At 66.5% G+C, this 19,726-nt stretch carries 13 protein-coding genes; 8 read left to right on the top strand and 5 right to left on the bottom strand.

Features of this window, described 5'->3' with window-relative positions; translation table 11 throughout:
* Nucleotides 1-92 precede the first annotated feature (92 nt).
* Nucleotides 93-608, top strand: a complete 516-nt coding sequence (locus ACFC4D_RS31310) for a hypothetical protein (RefSeq protein WP_376068602.1) — start codon at nucleotides 93-95, stop codon at nucleotides 606-608.
* 49 nt (nucleotides 609-657) lie between these two features.
* Here ACFC4D_RS31310 and ACFC4D_RS31305 read toward each other — a convergent pair whose 3' ends face one another.
* On the bottom strand, nucleotides 658-1,329 hold the full coding sequence (locus ACFC4D_RS31305) for a sensor domain-containing protein (RefSeq protein WP_376068601.1): 672 nt from the start codon (nucleotides 1,327-1,329) through the stop codon (nucleotides 658-660).
* Between the two features lie 257 nt (nucleotides 1,330-1,586).
* Between ACFC4D_RS31305 and ACFC4D_RS31300 the strand changes: the two genes are divergently transcribed.
* The 4 genes from ACFC4D_RS31300 (at nucleotide 1,587) to speD (ending at nucleotide 7,641) form a co-directional block, all read left to right on the top strand.
* On the top strand, nucleotides 1,587-2,534 hold the full coding sequence (locus ACFC4D_RS31300; protein WP_364631470.1) for a PAC2 family protein: 948 nt from the start codon (nucleotides 1,587-1,589) through the stop codon (nucleotides 2,532-2,534).
* A gap of 63 nt (nucleotides 2,535-2,597) precedes the next feature.
* Nucleotides 2,598-5,108 (top strand): DEAD/DEAH box helicase, encoded by a 2,511-nt coding sequence (locus tag ACFC4D_RS31295; RefSeq protein WP_376068599.1) that lies wholly within the window; start codon nucleotides 2,598-2,600, stop codon nucleotides 5,106-5,108.
* A gap of 245 nt (nucleotides 5,109-5,353) precedes the next feature.
* Nucleotides 5,354-6,415: a type III PLP-dependent enzyme gene (locus ACFC4D_RS31290; protein ID WP_376068698.1), complete on the top strand. Its 1,062-nt coding sequence runs from the start codon at nucleotides 5,354-5,356 to the stop codon at nucleotides 6,413-6,415.
* Nucleotides 6,416-6,423: 8 nt separating this feature from the next.
* Entirely contained in the window at nucleotides 6,424-7,641 is a 1,218-nt protein-coding gene (speD, locus tag ACFC4D_RS31285) for an adenosylmethionine decarboxylase (RefSeq protein ID WP_375954152.1), read from the top strand.
* Nucleotides 7,642-7,714: 73 nt separating this feature from the next.
* On the opposite strand, the gene ACFC4D_RS31280 is transcribed toward speD, so the two are convergent.
* The 4 genes from ACFC4D_RS31280 to ACFC4D_RS31265 all read right to left on the bottom strand — a co-directional run bounded on the left by ACFC4D_RS31280 (nucleotide 7,715) and on the right by ACFC4D_RS31265 (nucleotide 11,543).
* Nucleotides 7,715-9,022, bottom strand: coding sequence for a class I SAM-dependent methyltransferase (locus ACFC4D_RS31280; RefSeq protein WP_376068598.1), 1,308 nt, complete (start codon nucleotides 9,020-9,022; stop codon nucleotides 7,715-7,717).
* 7 nt (nucleotides 9,023-9,029) lie between these two features.
* Nucleotides 9,030-9,953 (bottom strand): sterol desaturase family protein, encoded by a 924-nt coding sequence (locus ACFC4D_RS31275; RefSeq protein WP_376068596.1) that lies wholly within the window; start codon nucleotides 9,951-9,953, stop codon nucleotides 9,030-9,032.
* Nucleotides 9,954-10,176: 223 nt separating this feature from the next.
* Complete coding sequence (locus ACFC4D_RS31270; protein ID WP_376068595.1) at nucleotides 10,177-10,755, bottom strand: hypothetical protein; 579 nt, start codon at nucleotides 10,753-10,755, stop codon at nucleotides 10,177-10,179.
* Nucleotides 10,756-10,817: 62 nt separating this feature from the next.
* Nucleotides 10,818-11,543: a hypothetical protein gene (locus ACFC4D_RS31265; protein WP_376068594.1), complete on the bottom strand. Its 726-nt coding sequence runs from the start codon at nucleotides 11,541-11,543 to the stop codon at nucleotides 10,818-10,820.
* Between the two features lie 233 nt (nucleotides 11,544-11,776).
* Between ACFC4D_RS31265 and ACFC4D_RS31260 the strand changes: the two genes are divergently transcribed.
* The 3 genes from ACFC4D_RS31260 to ACFC4D_RS31250 all read left to right on the top strand — a co-directional run bounded on the left by ACFC4D_RS31260 (nucleotide 11,777) and on the right by ACFC4D_RS31250 (nucleotide 19,585).
* A complete protein-coding gene (locus ACFC4D_RS31260; RefSeq protein ID WP_376068592.1) occupies nucleotides 11,777-12,760 on the top strand; it encodes an aldo/keto reductase in 984 nt (327 codons plus the stop codon).
* Nucleotides 12,761-12,843: 83 nt separating this feature from the next.
* On the top strand, nucleotides 12,844-16,221 hold the full coding sequence (locus ACFC4D_RS31255; protein ID WP_376068590.1) for a DUF4132 domain-containing protein: 3,378 nt from the start codon (nucleotides 12,844-12,846) through the stop codon (nucleotides 16,219-16,221).
* Nucleotides 16,222-16,234: 13 nt separating this feature from the next.
* A complete protein-coding gene (locus ACFC4D_RS31250) occupies nucleotides 16,235-19,585 on the top strand; it encodes a DUF4132 domain-containing protein (RefSeq protein ID WP_376068589.1) in 3,351 nt (1,116 codons plus the stop codon).
* The last annotated feature ends 141 nt before the right edge of the window (nucleotides 19,586-19,726 follow it).

The raw sequence follows: 19,726 nt of genomic DNA, 5'->3' as shown, positions 1-19,726 counted from the left end.
ATGTTGCAGCACTTTTGATTTCACCAAAACGAAGCCTGCACGCTGTTACCGTACGGCCGGTGCCCGTCGGAGGCGCCGGAAGGAATTACGCAATGACGAGAACACTTTCCAAGGTGGGCGCGGCCGCCGCGTTCGCCACCCTCGCGGGGCCGATGCTGCTGGCCGGACCCGCCACCGCGGATATCGCCGATATCAGCGTGGTCGGCCTCATCCCGGGTAAGAACTGCACCGTCGCCGACGGCTGTTCGATCATCGTGGGCGTCTCCGGTGACAACAAGTTCAACCAGGTCGAGTTCCTGATCAACGGCACCAGCATCGGAACCGCCACGCCCGCCGCCAATTCCGGTGTGGTGACCGCTTCCATCGACTGGCACCCCACCGCCTCGGGCAGCTACACCATCGGCGTGAAGCAGGGCCTGTCCATGTCGACGATCGTCTACCCGGTCGGCGCACCGGGTTCGCTGTGCTCACTGCTGCCCAGCGGTTCCTCCAGCGGCTCCGGCGGCAGCGGTTCCGCGAGCGGTTCCGGCGGCAGCGGTTCGGCCGGAACCGGTTCGGCGGGCTCGGGTTCCGCGGGTTCGGGCTCGGGCACCGGTTCTGCCTGCTGATTCGGTGCTGGAGCCGGGCAGGCAGGGGTCGGCTCCTCTCCCGGATTTCTCAGCCCTTGCGCACCTTGCTCACCGCGGTGGTGAACAGTGAATCGAGGGCTTGCGCATCGGCTTTGGCGTCGGTGAAGGACATGTAGGTGACGTTGATCCGCACATCGCCGATCTGTCCGAGCAGCGTTTGCATATTCCGTGTCATGCCCGCGCTGCCGTTCTCGGAGCGGACGCTGCGGCGCAGCGCGAGGGTGTCATCGGCGTCCAGCGGCGGCGGCGGATCCATTTCGGTGGTGATGGTGGCGGTGGTGCCGCCGTGTCCCACCCGCACGGTTCCGCAGCGCTGCAATTGATCTCGCAGCACGCTCAGTTTCTGATCGGTGCGCACCAATTCCACGGTGAGGGTGGCGCGCGCGACGTCATCGGTGCCGACGACCACCACGGGTCCGGCGGTCGGGGCCTGCGGTGCGCAGGTGGCGGGATCGATCATGGCCCCGGGCAGTACGCCGTCGAGATCGCTCGCGGCCTGACCGGCCGCGTCGACGGGCAGGGTGACCGCGGCGTAGCGCGCGGGGAATTGTGATGAGTCCGGCAGCAGCCGGGCCAGTCCGCTATCGGTCTGCACGGCGGTGATCAAACCCTGCGAGGCTTGCGGGTGACCCGATACGGTGCCGCCGCAGCCCGCCAATACGATGGCCGATAACGCGATACCCACGGGGCGGAAGGGCATTCGGCACCATCTGCGGGCGGGCATGGGGCAGGGCGTGTAAGCCACCTGCCGACCCGGCGAATTCGGCACGGTCACCCGTCCACTATGCCGAATATCTGCTGTTCACACCGAATGCCACGCCGCGTGGCGACGCCTCGGGAATGCGTGTCCGGGTGCGGCGCGTTGCAGCACGGGTGCGGGCAATGCACGACCTGTCGGCGCATGAGAGAGAATGGGTAACGGGTCGCGCAGGTGGGCCACGCAGGAAGGAGTACGCGATGGACTCAGAGTCGCATATGTACGAGCTGGAGTTCCCGGCTCCGCAACTGTCGTCCGCCGACGGCGCCGGTCCGGTACTGGTGCACGGGCTGGAGGGTTTCACCGACGCCGGGCACGCCGTCAAGCTGGCTACCACGCATCTGCGCGAGAGCCTGGAGAGCGAACTGGTCGCCTCGTTCGATATGGATGAGCTGCTGGACTATCGCTCCCGCCGCCCGCTGATGATGTTCAAGACCGATCACTTCTCCGAGTACTCCGAGCCGGAGTTGAATCTCTGGGCGCTCAAGGACACCGCGGGGACCCCGTTCCTGCTGCTGTCCGGGCTGGAACCGGATCTGCGCTGGGAGAAGTTCACCACGGCCGTGCGTTTGCTGGCCGAACAGCTGGGCGTGCGCCGGACCATCGGCCTGAGCGCGATTCCCATGGCGATTCCGCACACCCGCCCGCTCGGGGTGACCGCGCACGCCAGTGATACCGATCTGATCGGTGATCACCAGCGCTGGCCCGGCGAACTCCAGGTGCCGGGTAGCGCCTCGTCGCTGCTGGAGTACCGGATGGCCCAGCACGGTCATGAATCGGTCGGGTTCTCGGTGCATGTGCCGCACTATCTGACCCAGACCGCGTACCCGGAGGCCGCGCAGACGCTGCTGGAGAACGTGGCCGAGAACGCGGGCCTGGAACTCCCCCTCGCCGCGTTGAGCGAATCGGCCGCGCGCGTCCGCGAACAGGTCAACGAGCACATCTCGGGCAATTCCGAGGTGGAGAACGTGGTCTCGGCGCTCGAGCAGCAGTACGACAGCTTCGTCACCGCGCAGGAACGCCAGTCGAGCCTGCTCGCCAGCGATGCCGAACTGCCCACCGGCGATGAACTGGGCGCGGAATTCGAACGCTTCCTGGCCGAACAGTCCGGCTTCACCGAGGACGGGGACGGCGAGCCGCGTCGCTAGTTCGCACATCCGCTCCGCCCGCCGTGGGCGGAGCCGGGCAGATCGCCCAGTAACGTAGGGCGCGTGCAGCTATCCGAACTCGTCCCCGACCAAGCCATACCCGATGTGGACCCGGACTGGCTGTACGAGACTTTCACCGACTGGACCACTTCCGAAGGGCTGACGCTGTATCCGGCCCAGGAAGAGGCGTTGCTCGAGCTCTTCACCGGGTCGAATGTCATTCTGGCGACGCCGACCGGGTCGGGTAAATCACTCGTGGCGATCGGCGCGCATTACGCGGCGCTCAATCGCGGGCAGCGCAGCTACTACACCGCGCCGATCAAGGCTCTGGTCAGTGAGAAGTTCTTCGCGCTGTGCGAGGTGTTCGGGGCGGATCGGGTCGGCATGGTGACCGGTGACGCTGCGGTGAATCCGGATGCGCCGATCATTTGCGCCACCGCGGAGATCCTGGCGAATCTGGCTTTGCGCGAGGGCGCGAAGGCCAATGTCGGCCAGGTGATCATGGATGAGTTCCACTACTACTCCGATCCCGATCGCGGCTGGGCATGGCAGGTGCCGCTGATCGAATTGCCGGGCGCGCAGTTCCTGCTCATGTCGGCGACGCTCGGTGAGGTCGACTTCTTCGCCGAGGATCTGAAGCGGCGCACCGGGAATGACACCGCGATCGTCTCGGGTGCGGAACGTCCTGTGCCACTGAGCTTTTCGTATGTGCGCACGCAGATCAGCGAGACGCTCGAGGATCTGGTCACCACCTCGCTCGCGCCGGTGTACGTCGTGCACTTCACCCAGGCCGCGGCCATCGAACGCGCGCAGGCGCTGATGAGCGTGAACTTCGCCTCCAAGGCCGAGAAGGACGCGATCGCCGAGGCGCTGGGCGAATTCCGGTTCGCCACCGGATTCGGCAAGACGCTGTCGCGGTTCATCCGGCACGGCATCGGCGTGCATCACGCGGGCATGCTGCCCAAGTACCGGCGGCTGGTGGAGAAGCTGGCGCAGGACGGACTGCTCAAAGTGGTCTGCGGCACAGACACTCTCGGCGTCGGCATCAATGTGCCGATTCGCACGGTGCTGCTGACCGGGCTCACCAAATACGACGGTGTGCGCACGCGCCGGCTCAATGCCCGTGAGTTCCATCAGATTTCGGGTCGCGCGGGGCGCGCGGGATTCGACACCATGGGCACCGTCGTGGTGCAGGCGCCCGAGCACGAGGTGGAGAACGCCCGGCTCATCGCGCGTGCCGGGGATGACCCCAAGAAGCTCAAGAAGGTCCAGAAGCGCAAGCCGCCGGAGGGTTTCGTCTCCTGGTCCGAGGAGACCTTCGACCGGCTGGTGGCGGCCTCGCCCGAACCGATGCTGTCGCGTTTCAACGTCACCAATGCGATGTTGCTGAATGTCATTGCGCGCAAGGGCAATTGCTTCTACGCCATGCGACATCTGCTGGAGGACAATCACGAACCGCGGGCGGCGCAGCGCAAACACATTCTCAAGGCGATCAAGCTGTATCGCGCACTGCGGGACGCGGGCGTGGTGCAGCAGCTGGACGAGCCGGACGAGTTCGGCAGGCATGCCCGGCTGATGGTGGATCTGCAACGCGATTTCGCGCTCGATCAGCCGCTGTCGCCGTTCGCGCTGGCCGCGTTCGAGCTGCTGGACAAGGAGTCCCCGACCTACACCCTCGATGTCATCACGCTCATCGAGGCGACGCTGGAGGATCCGCGGCAGCTGCTGATGGCGCAGCAGCACAAGGCGCGTGGGGTGGCGGTCGCGGAGATGAAGGCCGATGGGATCGAATACGAGGAGCGGATGGAGCTCCTGGAAGAGGTCACCTGGCCCAAGCCGCTGGCCGAGGAGCTGATTCTCCCGGCGTTCGAGACGTACAAGGCCGGGCATCCGTGGGTGTCCGAGTTCGAGCCCGCACCCAAGTCCGTAGTGCGTGAAATGGTCGAAAGGTCCATGACCTTCGCGGAATTGGTATCGGTGTACGAGCTGGCGCGCTCGGAGGGCGTGGTGCTGCGGTACCTGGCGGACGCGTACCGGGCGCTGCGGCGCACGGTGCCGGAGCAGGCGCGCACCGAGGAGCTCGATGACATCACCGAATGGCTGGGCGAGCTGATCCGGCAGGTGGACTCGAGCCTTTTGGACGAATGGGAGCAGCTCACCAATCCGGGCGCGGAGACCGATACCGAACAGGTCGCGTTCGGTGCGGAATCCGTACGCCCCATCTCCGCGAACGAACGCTCGTTCCGGGTATTGGTCCGCAATGCCCTGTTCCGCCGGGTCGACCTGGCATCCCTGCGGCGCTGGGACGCGCTCGACGAGTTCGAGGACGAGCTGGATTGGGAGGGCGAGCTCGAACCGTACTTCGCCGAGTACGACGAAATTCGCACCGGCCCGAACGCACGCGGTCCGAAGCTGTTCCAGGTGGAGAAGCGGGGCGAGTTCTGGCATGTGCGCCAGGTGCTCGACGATCCGGCCGGTGACCACGGCTGGAGTATCAACGCGGTCGTTGACCTGGCCGAATCCGATGCGGCGGGTGAAGTGGTGTTCGACGAGGTCACCATCTCGGCGGGCTGATCGGCCGCCTGGAACCGGCTGATCCGGTCACACTCTCGTAAGGTCTCGGGGCCGCCTTCGGGCGGCCTCGCGGCGTTAAGGTGACGTAGTCGTTGATCGCCAGTTCGTTTTCCGACGCCAAGCACTGCTATTCTCGCTGGCTGTTGCCCGAGGCCGTTTTGACGGCCCGAACAGTGGGGAGTTCCCTTAGATTGACCGTCTCAAACTCTCGCGAGTCACCCTGTCTCGTCGTCGACCTCGAGCTGGTGCGTGCCAACTACCGCGCCCTGCAAGCCGCGCTACCCACCGCGCGAATTCGCTTCGCCGTCAAGGCGAGTCCCCTACCGGAGATCATCCGGCTCCTCAACGTAGAAGGCGCTGAATTCGACGTAGCCAGCGTCGGGGAGATCGAGCTCTGCCTCGCGCAGGGGGTTGATCCGGCCGTCATGTGCTACGGCAATCCCATCAAGAAGGCCGCTCATATCGCCGCCGCGTTCGCCGCGGGTGTGCGCCGGTTCGCCTTCGATACCGAGGACGATCTCGAACGTATCGCCGAGCATGCGCCGGGATCCGAGGTCGAGTGCCGATTCCTCGCCTCCGCTCCGCAGTCGCAGACGCCGTTCGGAACCAAGTTCGGTTGTGCGCCCGAGGAAGCCGGGCAGTTGCTGGTGCGCGCGCACGATCTGGGCCTACGGGTCGGCGGACCATACTTCCACGTCGGTTCGCAGCAGCTGGATCCGATCGCCTGGCAGATCGGCATCGAACAGGCCGGAGCCATCGCGGAAGCGTTGGCGGTCAAGGACATTCCGGTCGCGGCGGTGAATATCGGTGGGGGACTGCCGATTTCGTACGCCGACGCGGCTCCCGGCGTGGCCGAGCTGGGCGCGGTGATCACCGCGGCCGCCGCCCGCCATCTCCCGGAACACATCGACCTCATCGTGGAACCCGGTCGCGCCCTTGTGGGTAACACCGGTGTGATTCACGCGGAGGTGGTGAATGTTCGCCAGGCGCCGGACGGGCGGCGCTGGATATACCTCGACATCGGCCGCTACAACGGCATGGCCGAAACCGAGAACGAGTACATCGCTTACCGTTTCCAGACCGATCGCGACGGCGATCCGGTGGCCGAGGCGGTGGTCGCGGGTCCGACCTGCGATGGCGACGATGTACTCTATCAGCGCACGAGGGTCCTTCTTCCGACCACGTTGCGAGCCGGTGATTCAGTGCGAATCCTCGAGACCGGTGCCTATACGGCGAGCTATTCGTCGGTGTCCTTCAACGGTTTTCCGCCTTTGACTGTTCATGTCACTGGCGCTGAGCGAGAGTGAGTTTAGCCATGACGGCAGAATTCACCGGCTGGCATGTGCTGGCCGAGTTCGGTGGTGTCGACGCGGCCCTCTGCGACGACCTCGAACGACTCGAAGCCGCACTTCGAAAATCGCTGGTCGCCGCGGGGGTGACCATCTGTGATGTCGTGCGCAAGCAGTTCGAGCCGCAGGGTGTCACCATCCTGGCTCTACTCGCCGAGTCGCACGCCTCGATCCACACCTACCCCGAATCCGGAGACATCTTCGTCGACGTATTCACCTGCGGCAGTATCGGTGCCGGGGCGACCAAGGCGGTTGAGCTGCTCCAGCAGGAGCTTTCGCCCGCGACGGTCAATATGGAGGTCATTCAGCGCGGGCACGCCTCGCGCCGGATCCACGAGCCGGTCGGCGACGGTCTGACCCGGGTGTGGAATATGACCGATGTCGTGGTGGACACCAATACCCCGTTCCAGCACATGGTGATCGCGCAGACCGAGCAGGGCCTGTCGCTGTTCTCCGACGACGATCGCCAGTCCACCGAGTTCTCCCAGCTCACCTACCACGAGGCCATGCTGGTCCCGGGTTACGCGCTGGCCGAGAAGCTGGACAAGGTGCTGATCATCGGTTCCGGTGAGGGCGTCGCCTCGCAGATGTCGGCCGCGGCGGGCGCTTCGCTCGTCGATCACGTGGACATCGATCAGCTGGAGGTGGAGCTGTGCGCCAAGCACCTCCCCTACGGTTACTCCGAGGCGGATCTGGCCGAGGCGGTCGCGCAGACCGGCCCGATCAAGATGCATTACGCCGACGGCTGGGACTTCCTGGCCAAGGCCGAGGCCGACGGCGTGCGCTACGACATGATCTGTATCGATCTGCCGGACGAGCGGGTCGAGGACGCGCAGCACAATCGCCTGTACGAGGACGATTTCCTGAACCGCTGCAAGGCGATTCTGGCCGAGGGCGGCGTGCTGGCCGCGCAGGCGGGCTGTCAGACCATGTGGCGCAACGAGACTCTCAAGCGTTCGTGGACCCGCTTCCACAACCTGTTCGAGACGGTCGTCCCGTACGTCAGCGATGAGCACGAGTGGACCTTCATCTTCGGTACCCCGAAGGCCATCGAGGATCCGGTCGCCAAGATGACCGCCACCCTGTCGACCCTGCCCTACAAGGCGGAGACCATCGACGAGCGCGCGATCGTCCGCGGCGCGATCGAGCCGCACGCCCTGCGCGTGGGCGCGACGGTCGGCTAGCTCACTCGCACCGGAGGCACAGTGCCCGTACAGATCTCGGATCTGTACGGGCATTTCTCGTATCCGAGACGGTTCACCCCCAGGCGCGCCGCGTCGCGGGCATCCCGGTATCGCCTGCGGGAGCGGGGATTACGCCCAGCACCTGATGCAATCCGAGGCCGCCGTCCTCGAAACCCAGTGCGGAAGCGGCCATGTAAAGCCGCCATACCCGGGCGCGTCCCTCACTCGTCAGCGAAACCGCTTCCTCCCACCGGGATTCGAGATTCGCCACCCAATTCCGCAGGGTGAGCGCGTAATGCTCGCGCAGGGATTCCACATCCCGGACCTCGAACCCGGCGCGCTCCATCGCCAGAATGGTCTCCCCCACATCCATGAGTTCCCCATCGGGAAACACATAGCGCCCCACGAACCCTCGCGAGTTCATCACCGAGCCACCGGGCGAGGAGATGGCATGGTTGAGCAGTCGCCCTTCATCCCGCAGCAGCCCGCGCAACGTGGTGAAGTACTCGGCGGCCCGCTTACTCCCCACATGCTCGAACATGCCGATCGAGGAGATGGCGTCGAACTGTTCACCGGGCAGATCGCGGTAATCCTGTAGTCGGATCTCGATGCGGGCGGACAAGCCCGCATCCGCTATCCGCTTGCGCGCCAGTTCGGCCTGGGCGGTGCTGATGGTGACCCCGACCACCTGTGCCTGATAGGTCCGCGCCGCATGCATTGCCATTGCGCCCCAACCACATCCGACATCCAGCAGGCGCATACCGGGCCGGGCGTCCAACCCCAGTTTGCGGCAGATCAGATCGTGCTTGGCGCTTTGCGCGTCCTGCAGCGAGACCGTCGCGTCGGCGGGCTGATGGCCGTCGTCCCCGGAACCGACGAACCGAGCGCACGAGTAGGTCATGCTCGGGCCGAGCACCAGTTCGTAGAAGTCATTGCCGACGTCATAGTGATGGCTGATCGCCGCCGCATCCCGCCGTTTGGTGTGCAGCCCGGTGCGCACGGGCAGGGCTTCCTCCGCCGGTCGCGGTGGCCGCCGCCCGAGTGCCCCGACGCGCCGCGCCGCGCCGAACGCCTCCCACACCGCGTCAACCCCCAGCCTGGCATCCCGCGGCGCGGTAGAACTCAACGCCCGCAACAGCACGAAGATATCGCCGTCCAGATCCACCGCACCGGAAACGAACGCCCGCCCCACCCCCAATTCCCCCGGAGCCCAAACCACATGCCGCAGTGCGTCTTTCGACCGCACCCGCATGGTCCCCGCACACTCCCCCACCGGCTCGATAACGCTCCCGTCCCAGAACTCGAATCGCACCGGTGAGGTCGTCCCCACCGCGGCATGCAACAGGGGTTCGAACGCTTCCGCGACTGTCTGGTTGCCCATCGTTCCACTATGGTCCGAAATCTCCCCTTTTCGTGGCGAAGTCGCCCCCGAGCGACCCTGGCGTGTCGCCGCGCGGCTGCCAGCCGGGTGGGCCGAAGAGGTAGCCTGCGCGGTTGCGCCAGGTGGTGGCGGTGCGGACATCTGTTATGAGGGAACGGATTTCGTGGGTGTAGACCTTCAGGGGGTTGTGGGTGGCTATTTGGTGGGTGAGGCCGAAGTCGACGCGTTCGAGTTCGGGGGCGTAGGTGCCGAAGAGGCGATCCCAGAGCATGAAGACGCCGCCGAAGTTCTTGTCCAGGTAGGGGTTGTTTGCGCCGTGGTGGACGCGGTGGTGGGAGGGGGTGTTGAAGAGGTATTCCAGGGGTGCCCAGAGGCGGTTGACGCGTTCGGTGTGCAAGGGGACCTGGTAGAGGATGGTCACCGCTTTGGCGAGCAGGATGGAGTAGACGGGGACGCCGAGCAGGGCCATGGGGATGTACCAGAGTTGGCCGAGCAGATCCATCGCGCCGATGAAGCCGAGGCGGTTGGCGGTGGTGAGGTTGAAGTGCTCGCTGGAGTGGTGGACGCTGTGCGTCGCCCAGAACAGCCGAACCCGGTGTGCGGTGCGATGTTCCCAGTAGTAGGCGAGGTCGGCCATCATGATGACGATCAGCCAGCCGAGACCGCCGGGCTGCCAATGCAGCGGGGTGATGGCGGCGGCCACCGCGACCATCGCCGCGCCGCCGAGCACCTCGGTGAACCGCAGGATGAAGCCGTTGGCCAGCCCGAGGGTCACATTCGTGACGGTGTCCTTGACCCCGTAGCCCCGCCGCTCCGGATGCCGCCCCCTGCGCCTGCTGATCAGAAACGCGCCGATATCGACCACGAGCAGGACGTATATCGCCCATTCCGAATTCGTGGCCACCGTCTCTACGATGTGCTCGAAGTCCATGTGCCAGACGGTAAGTCGGATACCGCGCGGCGCACATCGCCCTGAGGAGCTAGAGCGGTGTAGCGCCTCCGGGGGATTCCTCAGGGGCCAGACCCCTACGAACGGCCGCCCGTCACATCATTCCGAACCCACGACCGACGTCCTGTGTACCGGAAGGTAAGCACGGATTACCTGCTGCGGCATTTTCTCTACCGCACATCCCTGCGGGTATCGGCACGGAATCTCAACCGCCGGTGCGGTGCCGGACGGGCAGTCCCGCGACGGGCAGGGCCGCGAGTACCGGGTCGGGGAACAGGCCGCGCGGCAGTGTGAGGTACGCGCCGGAGGGGTAGCAGAGCAGGACGACGGAGCCGCGTACATCGACGCGGGTGAGATCGGAATAGCGCAGGCGCGAATAGCCTGCGGGAAGCGCGATATCGACAGATTCGGTGCCGAAACGGGCCGATAGCACCGAGCCGTCGGCAAAGTTCCCACTCGCGAACTGACGCTCGTACGCATCTCCGGTCTGGCGTACCTGACGCCAACGCAGGTACGCGAGAATCAGTACCCCGAACAGCGCGAGCAGTGCGGTGCCGCGCCCCCACGCCTTGGCGGCCAAACCGATGATCAGCGCGGCAAACGCTATCTCCCAAAGGATTTGGCTCGGCCGAAGCGTGCTGTTCCGGACCAGGGCGCGCGCCAGCAGGCCCGCGGTTTCCGGTCCGGCCTTCCACACGACAGTGGGCTCCGCGAGCGCTGGAAACGTCGGCGGCGGCCCCTCCGCCAGCACCGAATCCGGATCGGAATGTAGCGAATCGGACATACCCGAAAACCCTAGCCCGCAGCGGTTGAGAACGGGCGAGGTTTGGAGGTGAAGTGACGAGGTCAGTGGGCGCGGAGTTTGGCTACCTGGGCGGTGAGAACGCGGTCACCGAAGGCGATGCTGTCGGCGGGGACTTCGGCGGACATGAATTTGCCGGTGATGTAGACGATTGCGGTGCGGGAGCCGACCGTGGCGAATTTGATCAGGCCCGAGGACGGCATGGTTCCCGTTGCGCGGGAACCCAATTCGCGCATCAGTGGCATTTCCACGACCGGGCCGATACCGGCGATATCGCGGGTGACCGGGATTTCGAAGCCCGGATCCGCGGACTTGCCCGCACCATCCATGAAGACCATGCCGGTGCCGGTGCCGGCGCAGCCGTGCATGGCATCGGCCAGGGCCGTGGTGTCGATCGCCCGGTTGACCACCGCGATCTGAACGTCGTAGCGAGGCCGCCCGTCGGCGGTGTCGATGCGGGCCAGCGCACTCGCGTAGGGATCGCTGTTGATCACCTTGATCGCGGTATTGCGGGCCTGACATTCGGGAGTCTGCTGCGCCGAGGCGAATCCGATCATGCCCAGCGCCATCGCATCGGTCGCGGGCGGCACAACATAGGTCACCCCGGGCGTATCCCCCGTTGTCACCAGATAGTCCGTCATGGGCCGCGGCGGCACCGTCGTGGTGGGCGCGGTGGTCGTCGCTGGTGCGGCCGCTTCCTCGGATTTCCCGCATCCGCCGATCGCGATCACCGATACGGCGGCCAACCCCGCCAACACAATCCGACGCACCGACACAACCATCCCCTCCAGCTGAACAAGCGACCCGTATCGAGTCCCGGGCAGCCTAACCTCCCATCCGCAAGCAACCGAGAGGGGTATTGGTCGCAGGATTCTCTGCGGATCAGCGCGGCGGGTACCTCCTTGGCGAGTTGACGGGTTGACTTGGAGTGCGCTCCAAGTCGTAGGTTCGTTTTCGAGCGGGTTGAGGCCCGGATTCGAGGTTGATCGAGGAGGAGTTGGGCATGATCGCGACCAGGAAGCTCGGGGAATTGACGGTCGGGGCCGAGGGGCTCGGGTGCATGGGGATGAGTCAGGCGTATGGGGTTCGCGATAGTGATGCGGAGTCGATCGCGACCATTCATCGGGCGCTCGAACTCGGGGTGACGATGCTCGATACCGCGAATGTGTATGGGCCGGAGACCAATGAGGAGCTGGTGGGGCGGGCTATCGCGGATCGCCGGGATCAGGTGGTGCTGGCCACCAAGTTCGGGATCGTGTGGGGTGAGGGCGGCTCGATGGGAGCGCGCGGGGACGCCGCATACGTGCAGCAGAGTTGCGATGCCTCGCTGAAGCGGCTCGGCGTGGACTACATCGATCTGTACTACCAGCATCGAGTGGATCCGAATGTGCCGGTCGAGGAAACCTGGGGTGCGCTCTCGGAACTGGTGCAGGCGGGCAAGGTGCGGTACCTCGGGATTTCCGAGGCATCGGCGGAGACCATCCGCAAGGCGCACGCGGTGCATCCGGTGACGGCGCTGCAGAGCGAGTGGTCGCTGTGGACTCGCGATATCGAGGCCGAGATCCTGCCCACCGCACGGGAATTGGGGATCGGCATCGTGCCGTTCTCACCGCTGGGTCGCGGCTTCCTCACCGGCGCGATCACCTCCACCGCGGATCTGCCCGCCGATGACATGCGCCGCCGCCTCCCCCGCTTCGCGGACGGCAACCTCGACAGCAACCTCGCGATCGTCGCCGCCCTGCGCGAGCTGGCCGAGGAAAAGGGCGTCACCGCGGGGCAATTGGCGCTCGCGTGGGTGCTGAATCAGGGCGCGGACGTAGTGCCGATTCCGGGCACCAAGCGCCGCACCTATCTGGAGCAGAACGTCGCCGCGGCCGAGATCACCCTCAGCCCTGCGGATTTGGCGCGCATCGAGGCCGCCGCCCCGGCGAACGCTATCGCAGGAGCCCGCTACCCGGAGGAATTGGCCCGCGCGGCCGGGAAATAGGCGCGGCACGCCGCTCCCCCGAATCCCTGTCGGAGCCTCTGGTTACAGTCGCTGCGTCAAAACGCTCCACGATTCGGGGGATCATGCTCGACTCCGCTTACACCGCCACCGGTGCCCACCTTGATGAGGACCACTGGGTGGTGCCGGACGAGTGGTGGGCGCGGGCGCTGCCGGTGCGCGGCCACGGACCCCGGCGCGAGCCGCTGCCGGTGTCGGCGACGGCCATCGCCGACCAGGCCGAAAGGCTTGCCGCCCATCAGGATTCGGTACGAGACACACTGGGCAACTCACATCCCGATCCCGAGTTGGCGCAGGCCGGTGCGGCGGCGGTCACCGACTTCGCGACCTGTTCTCCGCTCGGCGCGGCGGCGCTGTCGCTCGCGCTCGAGATCGCGGAGTACGGCACACCGGCGGTCGCCGACGCCTGGGTGCTGCAGCACGGACTGGTTTTCGCGGCCGAAGCCGCGGTCCTGCACGCCGCGCTGATCCGCGATGGCGAATGGGACCGGTCCAACAACACCTACCACTACCGGATCGGCCGCAGCTCGTCCGGTGATCCGGGCAGGTCCGATGCGCCGGAGAATCTGCGCCGCGTCCGCGCGCTGCTCGCCGACGCGTCCGAACAGGATTACCGTGCGGCGGTGGCCGCGATCGACGCATTGCGTTCCGCGCCGGGCGGTTTGGCGATTCGCATCGCCGCGTCGTATCTACTCCCCACCGAACAGCATTGGGTGCGTGCCGATCTGGACGAACTCACAAACCACATCCTGGACTACAACAGCCGTTTCCTGCTCCTGATCGGATCCGTGCACGCCTATGCGGATTTCGAACGCCTCGTCGACGCGTTTCCCGCCAGCTCGTTCATCTACAGCTCACAGCACGGGCTGTGGGAGACCGCGCTGGCGCGTTTCGGTCCCGAATGCACCGGGGCGATCGATCGAATGCTGCGCGACCGTGAGCTCAGCGGTGATTACGTGGCGAAGCTGGCGGCCATTCTGGCCTGCTTGCCCAGCGATGCGGCGTTCTCGGCGCTCACATCGCGGGTCGAGCAGCGCTTCATCCCACCGGCGCTGCTCGAAGCATCGCTGCGCTATCCGCGGCGTGCGCTGCGCCTGCTGGGTCCGATCTCGCCCAAATCCGGTATGGCCCGCCATATCCTGCGCACACTGGCCGCGCTGCGCCCGGCACTGGTCGCCCGACTCCCGGAGGCCACCGGGTTCCTCGATACCGACCGGCTACGCACCGCCGCACCGGCCGAACTCCCCGAGGTGCTGCGCGTCCTGCCGTGGCGCGAGGTCCGTGCGAAATCCAAGGCGGTCAGCTTTCCCGAACTGACACAGTCGATTCCGGACGGGCTGGCCTGGCTTCCGGGTGAGCAAGCCGAGTGGGCGGCGACGGAGGTCACGGTCTATCGGCCGTACCACACCGATTGGGCGGCCAGCCTCGCCCGCGCGGTGGTGCAGAATCACGGCGATCTGATGCGCATGCTCGCCCTCGCCCCCGAGGAGCTGGCCCGGCCCTATCTGGCCACGGCCAAACTCGACCGGTACTACACGGTCGAGCACGCGCTGCGCCGCATTCTCGCCCGCTTCGGCGCGGACGCCCTGCCGTTCGTGCTGCGTGCGGTGCAACAGGATACGCAGGGACTTGCGTACCTGCTCGCCCCGATCACCGGTAGCGCGGTGACCCTGTCGACGATCCGCAGACTCGACGGGAAGAGGTCCCGCGCGACCGCGCTGGCCTGGCTGGACCGCAATCACGCCACGGCGCTCCCGGTCATCATCGGCATCGCGCTGGGCAAACCGGGTAAGGACCGACGCCACGCCGAGACGGCGCTGCGCCTGCTGGCCGAGCGGGGTCATCGCAACGCGGTGGACAGTGCCGCAATGGAATTCGGCGAGCCGGTGGCGAAGGCGATCACGGGTGTACTGGAGGCGAATCCGCTGCACCAGTTGCCGCCGAAGATCCCCGTGACACCCGATTGGCTGGTGCCCGAACACCTTCCCGCGCTGGCGCTGCGGCGCGGGGACGGGTCCGCGCCGCAGGATGCCATCACTTTCCTGTCCGCGCCCGATGCCCTGCACGTGTGCACCATGCTCGCCATGTCCGGTGCGAACGGCGATTACGCCGGGGTGGAGCAGGTGATCGCGGCCGCGGATCCGGAGTCGCTGGCCGAATTCGCCTGGGGCGTCTTCGAAGCGTGGCGTTTCGCCGGGTATCCGTCCAAGGATTCCTGGGCGCTGCACGCACTGGGCCTGCTCGGCAATGACGAGACCGCCCGCAGGCTCGGCCCCATGATCCGCAATTGGCCGGGTCAGTCCGCACATGCCCGCGCGGTGTCCGGGCTCGATATCCTCACCGCGCTGGGTACCGATGTGGCGCTCATGCAGTTGCACGGCATTGCGGAGAAGGCCAAGTTCAAGGGCCTCAAGACCAAGGCGCAGGAGAAGATCGCCGAGGTCGCCGAGACCTTGAATCTGACGCCGGAGCAGCTCTCGGACCGGCTCGTCCCGGATTTCGGACTGGACGCGCGCGGCACGCTCGCCCTGGACTACGGTCCGCGCGGTTTCCTCATCGGCTTCGATGAACAGCTCACCCCGACCGTGTCCGATGCGATTCGGGATGTGGACGGGACCTGGCAGGCCACCGCGCGGCGCAAGTCGCTGCCCAAACCCGGCGTCAAGGATGACGCCGAACCGGCCGCCGCGGCGTACAAATCCTTCGCCCAGTTGAAGAAGGATGTGAAATCCGCCGCCGCCGACCAGATCCGGCGTTTCGAACGCGCCATGGTGCTCGGCCGCCGCTGGAGCGCGGACGAGCATCGGCGTCTGTTCGTCGACCACCCGCTGCTGTGGCATCTCACCCGCCGGCTGGTATGGGCGACGTTCGACGAAACCGGCGCCGTCACAGGCTCATTCCGGATCGCCGAGGACCGCAGCTACGCCGATTCGGCAGATGACCCGGTAACCATCGCCGATGAAATGATCGTCGGCCTGGCGCACCCCCTGGATCTGGGCGACGCCCTCGGCGAGTGGGGTGAGGTGTTCGCCGATTACGAAATCCTGCAACCTTTCCCGCAATTGCAGCGCGAAGTCTTCACCCTCACCGCGGAGGAAACCGCACTCGGCGCTCTCCCTCGCTTCCACAATCTGGTGATACCCACCGGGAAGATCCTGGGCCTCAATCGTTTCGGCTGGGAGCGCGGTGAACCCGCGGACGGCGGCGTCTCCTGCGAATACTTCCGCGTCCTGGGCGCGGGGCTTTCGGTGGTGATCGACCTCGATCCGGGCATCATCGCGGGTATCGCGCTGGAATTCGACAAACAGCAGATCGCGGTGCGCCTCACCGATACGGGCAACGAACACTATTGGGGCAGAGGCGAATCCACGCACACCTTCGGTGAACTGTCGCCGATCGCCGCCTCCGAACTGCTGCGCGAACTCAACGCGCTCATCGCCTGATCCGGGAAACGCCATGAACACACTGCGACGTATCGACGAGAACGCCTGGATCGTGCCGGGCGAATGGCAGGACCGGGCCGCACCCTATCGGGGTCACGGTGCCGTCGCGCCGGTCCCCATCGATCCGAAAGCGCCTGCCACCCTTCGGAAATGGCTGACGGACGAGCTGGTGGCCAAGGCCGTGGAGGCCACCGCCATCAGCCGGAGCACGGACCTGGCCGAGGCCGCACGGGCCGCGATCGCCGAACCGGAGCACGCGACCCCGCTCGGTCACGCGGTGCTGGGCGGCCTGGCCGCCTATCTCGCCGATCGGACCGAGCCCAAACCCAAGACCCTGTACCGCCTGCTCGATGCGTGGATCGGCGAGCACGGGGTCGTGGTGGCCGCCGAGATCGCGGTGCACTGGGCCGGAATCACCTTCGCCAGAACGAAGGTCAATCGCGAGTACCAGCCCGCTGCCGCACGCATCGAGCCGGACGGCCCGTTCACCGATGTGGGTATGCAGTTGCTGTCGCGATTGCGCGCCCACCTGTGCACGGTTCCGGACGCCGAATACGACGCGACGGTCGAAGGTCTCGGGCGCTGCCGGGAATCGGCCACCCTGTCCGTGCGCAGTGCCACCTCGTATCTGATTCCGTCCCAGCGGGAGTGGCTCGAATCCGATCTGCGTTCGATCGGCCGCCACGACTTCATCTGGTACTGGTTCCTGCACCCGCTCGCCGTCGGGGCCGACACTCCGCCGGAACCGCTGCCGCCGGGCTTCTACGTCGGCGGTTTCACCGGCAAGGTCGAGGCGATGCGCGCACTCGTGCACACCGGTCCCGCCGCCGCGGGTTTTCTGGCCAACGCACTCGATGCCTACTACCTGCCCACCGATGATCAACGCCAACTCGGCGGCATGCTCGCCCAATTGCCCACGGACGCGGCCTATATCGCCCTGCTGGAGCGTGCCGATCGCCCGGTGCTGCGCAGCGCCCTCCTCGAGGCCACCCTGCGCTTCCCGAATCGGGCCCACCGCCTGCTCACCACGATATCCCCGCGACACCAGTTGGCGGACGCGTTGCTCCGACAGATAGCGCTCGTATATCCCTGCGCGGCAGTCCATTCCGACACGAACGGCGCATCGACGGACCCGTCGGGCGTCGCCGATCCCAGTGCAGAGGCAGAGTACGCCGCGACGGCAAGCCGGAGTGCCGCACCGGCGGAGCTACCGGAGCTCCTCCGCACGCCACCGTGGGAGCGCGGTACCGTCGCGACAACGCCTTTCGTGTTGAAGCGACCGCCCGCGCCGACCCCGGCCGCCCTGGCCTGGCTGCCCGGCGAGCAGCAGGAGTGGACGAATCTGCCCGCACCGCACTTCGTTCCGCATGAGGGATGGGAGGGCGCGCTCGCACAGGTGTTGTCCGACGAGGGCCGCGCGCGCTACAACCCGATCGACATCTTCGCACTGGCACCGCCCGAGCTCGTCACCCCGCACCTCGATGTGCTTCGCGCGCACTGCTATTCGGGTTGGACCGATCTCATGCGACGGGTGCTGGGCCGCTTCGGTGACGATATCGCCGCGGCGATGGTCGAAGCCGTCCAGCGGTACCCCTATGACAATGCGCACGTGCTGATGCTGGTCACCGGTACCGCGGTCACCACCCTCATGACCCCGCTCTACAGTTCCAAGCGCGGCCGACCGGCCGCACTGGCCTGGTTCGAACGCCATCTGGCCGTCGCGGCACCGGATCTGGTGGTCGCCGCGCTCGGCAAGCCGGGCAAGACGCGGGTGCTGGCGTGGAATGTGCTGCGCGCGTTCGACAATGGCGGTCACCGCGCGGTATTGCTGTCGGCGGCGGCCGGTCTGGGCGATGACGCCGCTCGGGCCCTGGAGGCCGAATTGTCTTCGGACCCGCTGCTGCATCTTCCACCGGAACTCCCGGCCCCGGCCGCCTGGCTCTCCCACGCCGCGCTGCCGCCGATCCTGTTGCGCGACAGCGGAAAAGCTTTGCCACCCGAGGCGGTGCACACGGTCTGTACCATGCTGGCGCTGTGCTCACCCGATGGCGACTACGCCGGGATCACCCAATTCACCGCATTGGCGGACCGCGCTTCGCTCGCGGCCTTCGCCTGGGGGTTGTTCGAAACCTGGCAGCTGGCCGGATATCCCCCGGCGCAGAGCTGGATCATGCACGCGCTGGGAATCTGGGGCGACGATGACATCGCCCGTGCGCTGACACCGTATATCCGGGCCTGGCCGGGCGAGAGCGGGCATGCCCGCGCGGTCGCCGGACTCGATGTGCTCGCCGCGATCGGCAGCGGGCTCGCGTTGCGCCAGCTCAGTGGCATTGCCGAAAAGGTGAAGTTCAAGGGTATTCGGGCGAAGGCGCAGGAGAAGATCACGCAGCTCGCCGCGGAACAGGGCATATCCGCCGATGAACTCGCGGATCGGCTGGTGCCCGAACTCGGGATCGACGCCGGTGGGGCGCTGCGGCTGGACTACGGCACGCGCGAGTTCCGGATCGCCGTCGATGAGCAGTTGCGGCCCTTGATCCTCGACGCGCAGGGCAAACCGTTGAAGGCGCTGCCGAAACCGGGTGTCAGGGACGATCCCGCGCTGGCGGCGGCCGCGTACAAGGAGTTCACCGACTTCCGCAAGGATCTCAAAACCATTGCCTCCGAGCAGATCCAGCGCCTCGAACGAGCGATGGTCGAGAGCCGCCGCTGGACCGTGGCGGCACATCGTGAGCTGTTCGTCGACCATCACCTGTCCACCCAGCTGGCCCGCCGCCTGGTCTGGATCGCCGTCGACGGCGAGGCGACACTGTCCTTCCGAATCGCCGAGGACGGCAGCCTCGCCGATGCCGAGGACAACCCGGTCACGCTCGCGGCGGATGCCGCCATCGGCATCGCACATCCGCTGCACCTGACCGACACCCTGGCGCAGTGGCATGAGCGATTCGCCGATTACGAACTGCTGCAACCGTTCCCGCAGCTCGCCCGCCCGGCGTTCCGGCTCACAGAGGAGGAGCGCGACGCACCGCGCATCGAACGGTTCACCGGCCGCATGGTGCATCCCGCCAAGCTGCTCGGTATGAGCAGATTCGGCTGGTATCGCCAGGAACCGCAGGACGCGGGCCAGTCCTGGTTCATCGCACGTCCGGTTCCGGGTGGTCGTTCGGCCGCGGTCCTGCTGGACCCCGGACTGTCCTCGATCGGCCTGCAGCACCAGCCGGACCAGCGCATCGTCGAGGTGGTGATCGCACCGCCGGGAGCCGAGATGGCGAATTGGCCGGGAGCCCCCGAGCGACACCGACCGGCCGACCTGGATCGGATCACCGCCTCGGAGCTGCTGCGGGAGCTGGATATTCTCACCGCCTAGAGGCTGGCAGTATTCGGACTTGTCGAGCCGCCGACGGCACGACAGGCCGCCCATCGGTCCCGCGAGGATCGATCCGTCCGCCGGTTCGAGCAGCGATTCCGACGGAAACCCACGCCATATAGAACGGTGTGCGCACGAAAC

The sequence above is a fragment of the Nocardia sp. NPDC056000 genome (genome assembly GCF_042269265.1).
Lineage (GTDB): Bacteria > Actinomycetota > Actinomycetes > Mycobacteriales > Mycobacteriaceae > Nocardia.
This window is presented reverse-complemented; position numbering and strand designations above follow the sequence as displayed.

Excerpts from the sequence above, each read along its gene's own strand:
- ACFC4D_RS31310 (WP_376068602.1), top strand. The coding sequence starts at position 93 with ATGACGAGAACACTTTCCAAGGTGGGCGCGGCCGCCGCGTTCGCCACC.
- ACFC4D_RS31305 (WP_376068601.1), bottom strand. The coding sequence starts at position 1,329 with ATGCCCTTCCGCCCCGTGGGTATCGCGTTATCGGCCATCGTATTGGCG.
- ACFC4D_RS31300 (WP_364631470.1), top strand. The coding sequence starts at position 1,587 with ATGGACTCAGAGTCGCATATGTACGAGCTGGAGTTCCCGGCTCCGCAA.
- speD (WP_375954152.1), top strand. The coding sequence starts at position 6,424 with ATGACGGCAGAATTCACCGGCTGGCATGTGCTGGCCGAGTTCGGTGGT.
- ACFC4D_RS31280 (WP_376068598.1), bottom strand. The coding sequence starts at position 9,022 with ATGGGCAACCAGACAGTCGCGGAAGCGTTCGAACCCCTGTTGCATGCC.
- ACFC4D_RS31275 (WP_376068596.1), bottom strand. The coding sequence starts at position 9,953 with ATGGACTTCGAGCACATCGTAGAGACGGTGGCCACGAATTCGGAATGG.
- ACFC4D_RS31270 (WP_376068595.1), bottom strand. The coding sequence starts at position 10,755 with ATGTCCGATTCGCTACATTCCGATCCGGATTCGGTGCTGGCGGAGGGG.
- ACFC4D_RS31260 (WP_376068592.1), top strand. The coding sequence starts at position 11,777 with ATGATCGCGACCAGGAAGCTCGGGGAATTGACGGTCGGGGCCGAGGGG.
- ACFC4D_RS31255 (WP_376068590.1), top strand. The coding sequence starts at position 12,844 with ATGCTCGACTCCGCTTACACCGCCACCGGTGCCCACCTTGATGAGGAC.
- ACFC4D_RS31250 (WP_376068589.1), top strand. The coding sequence starts at position 16,235 with ATGAACACACTGCGACGTATCGACGAGAACGCCTGGATCGTGCCGGGC.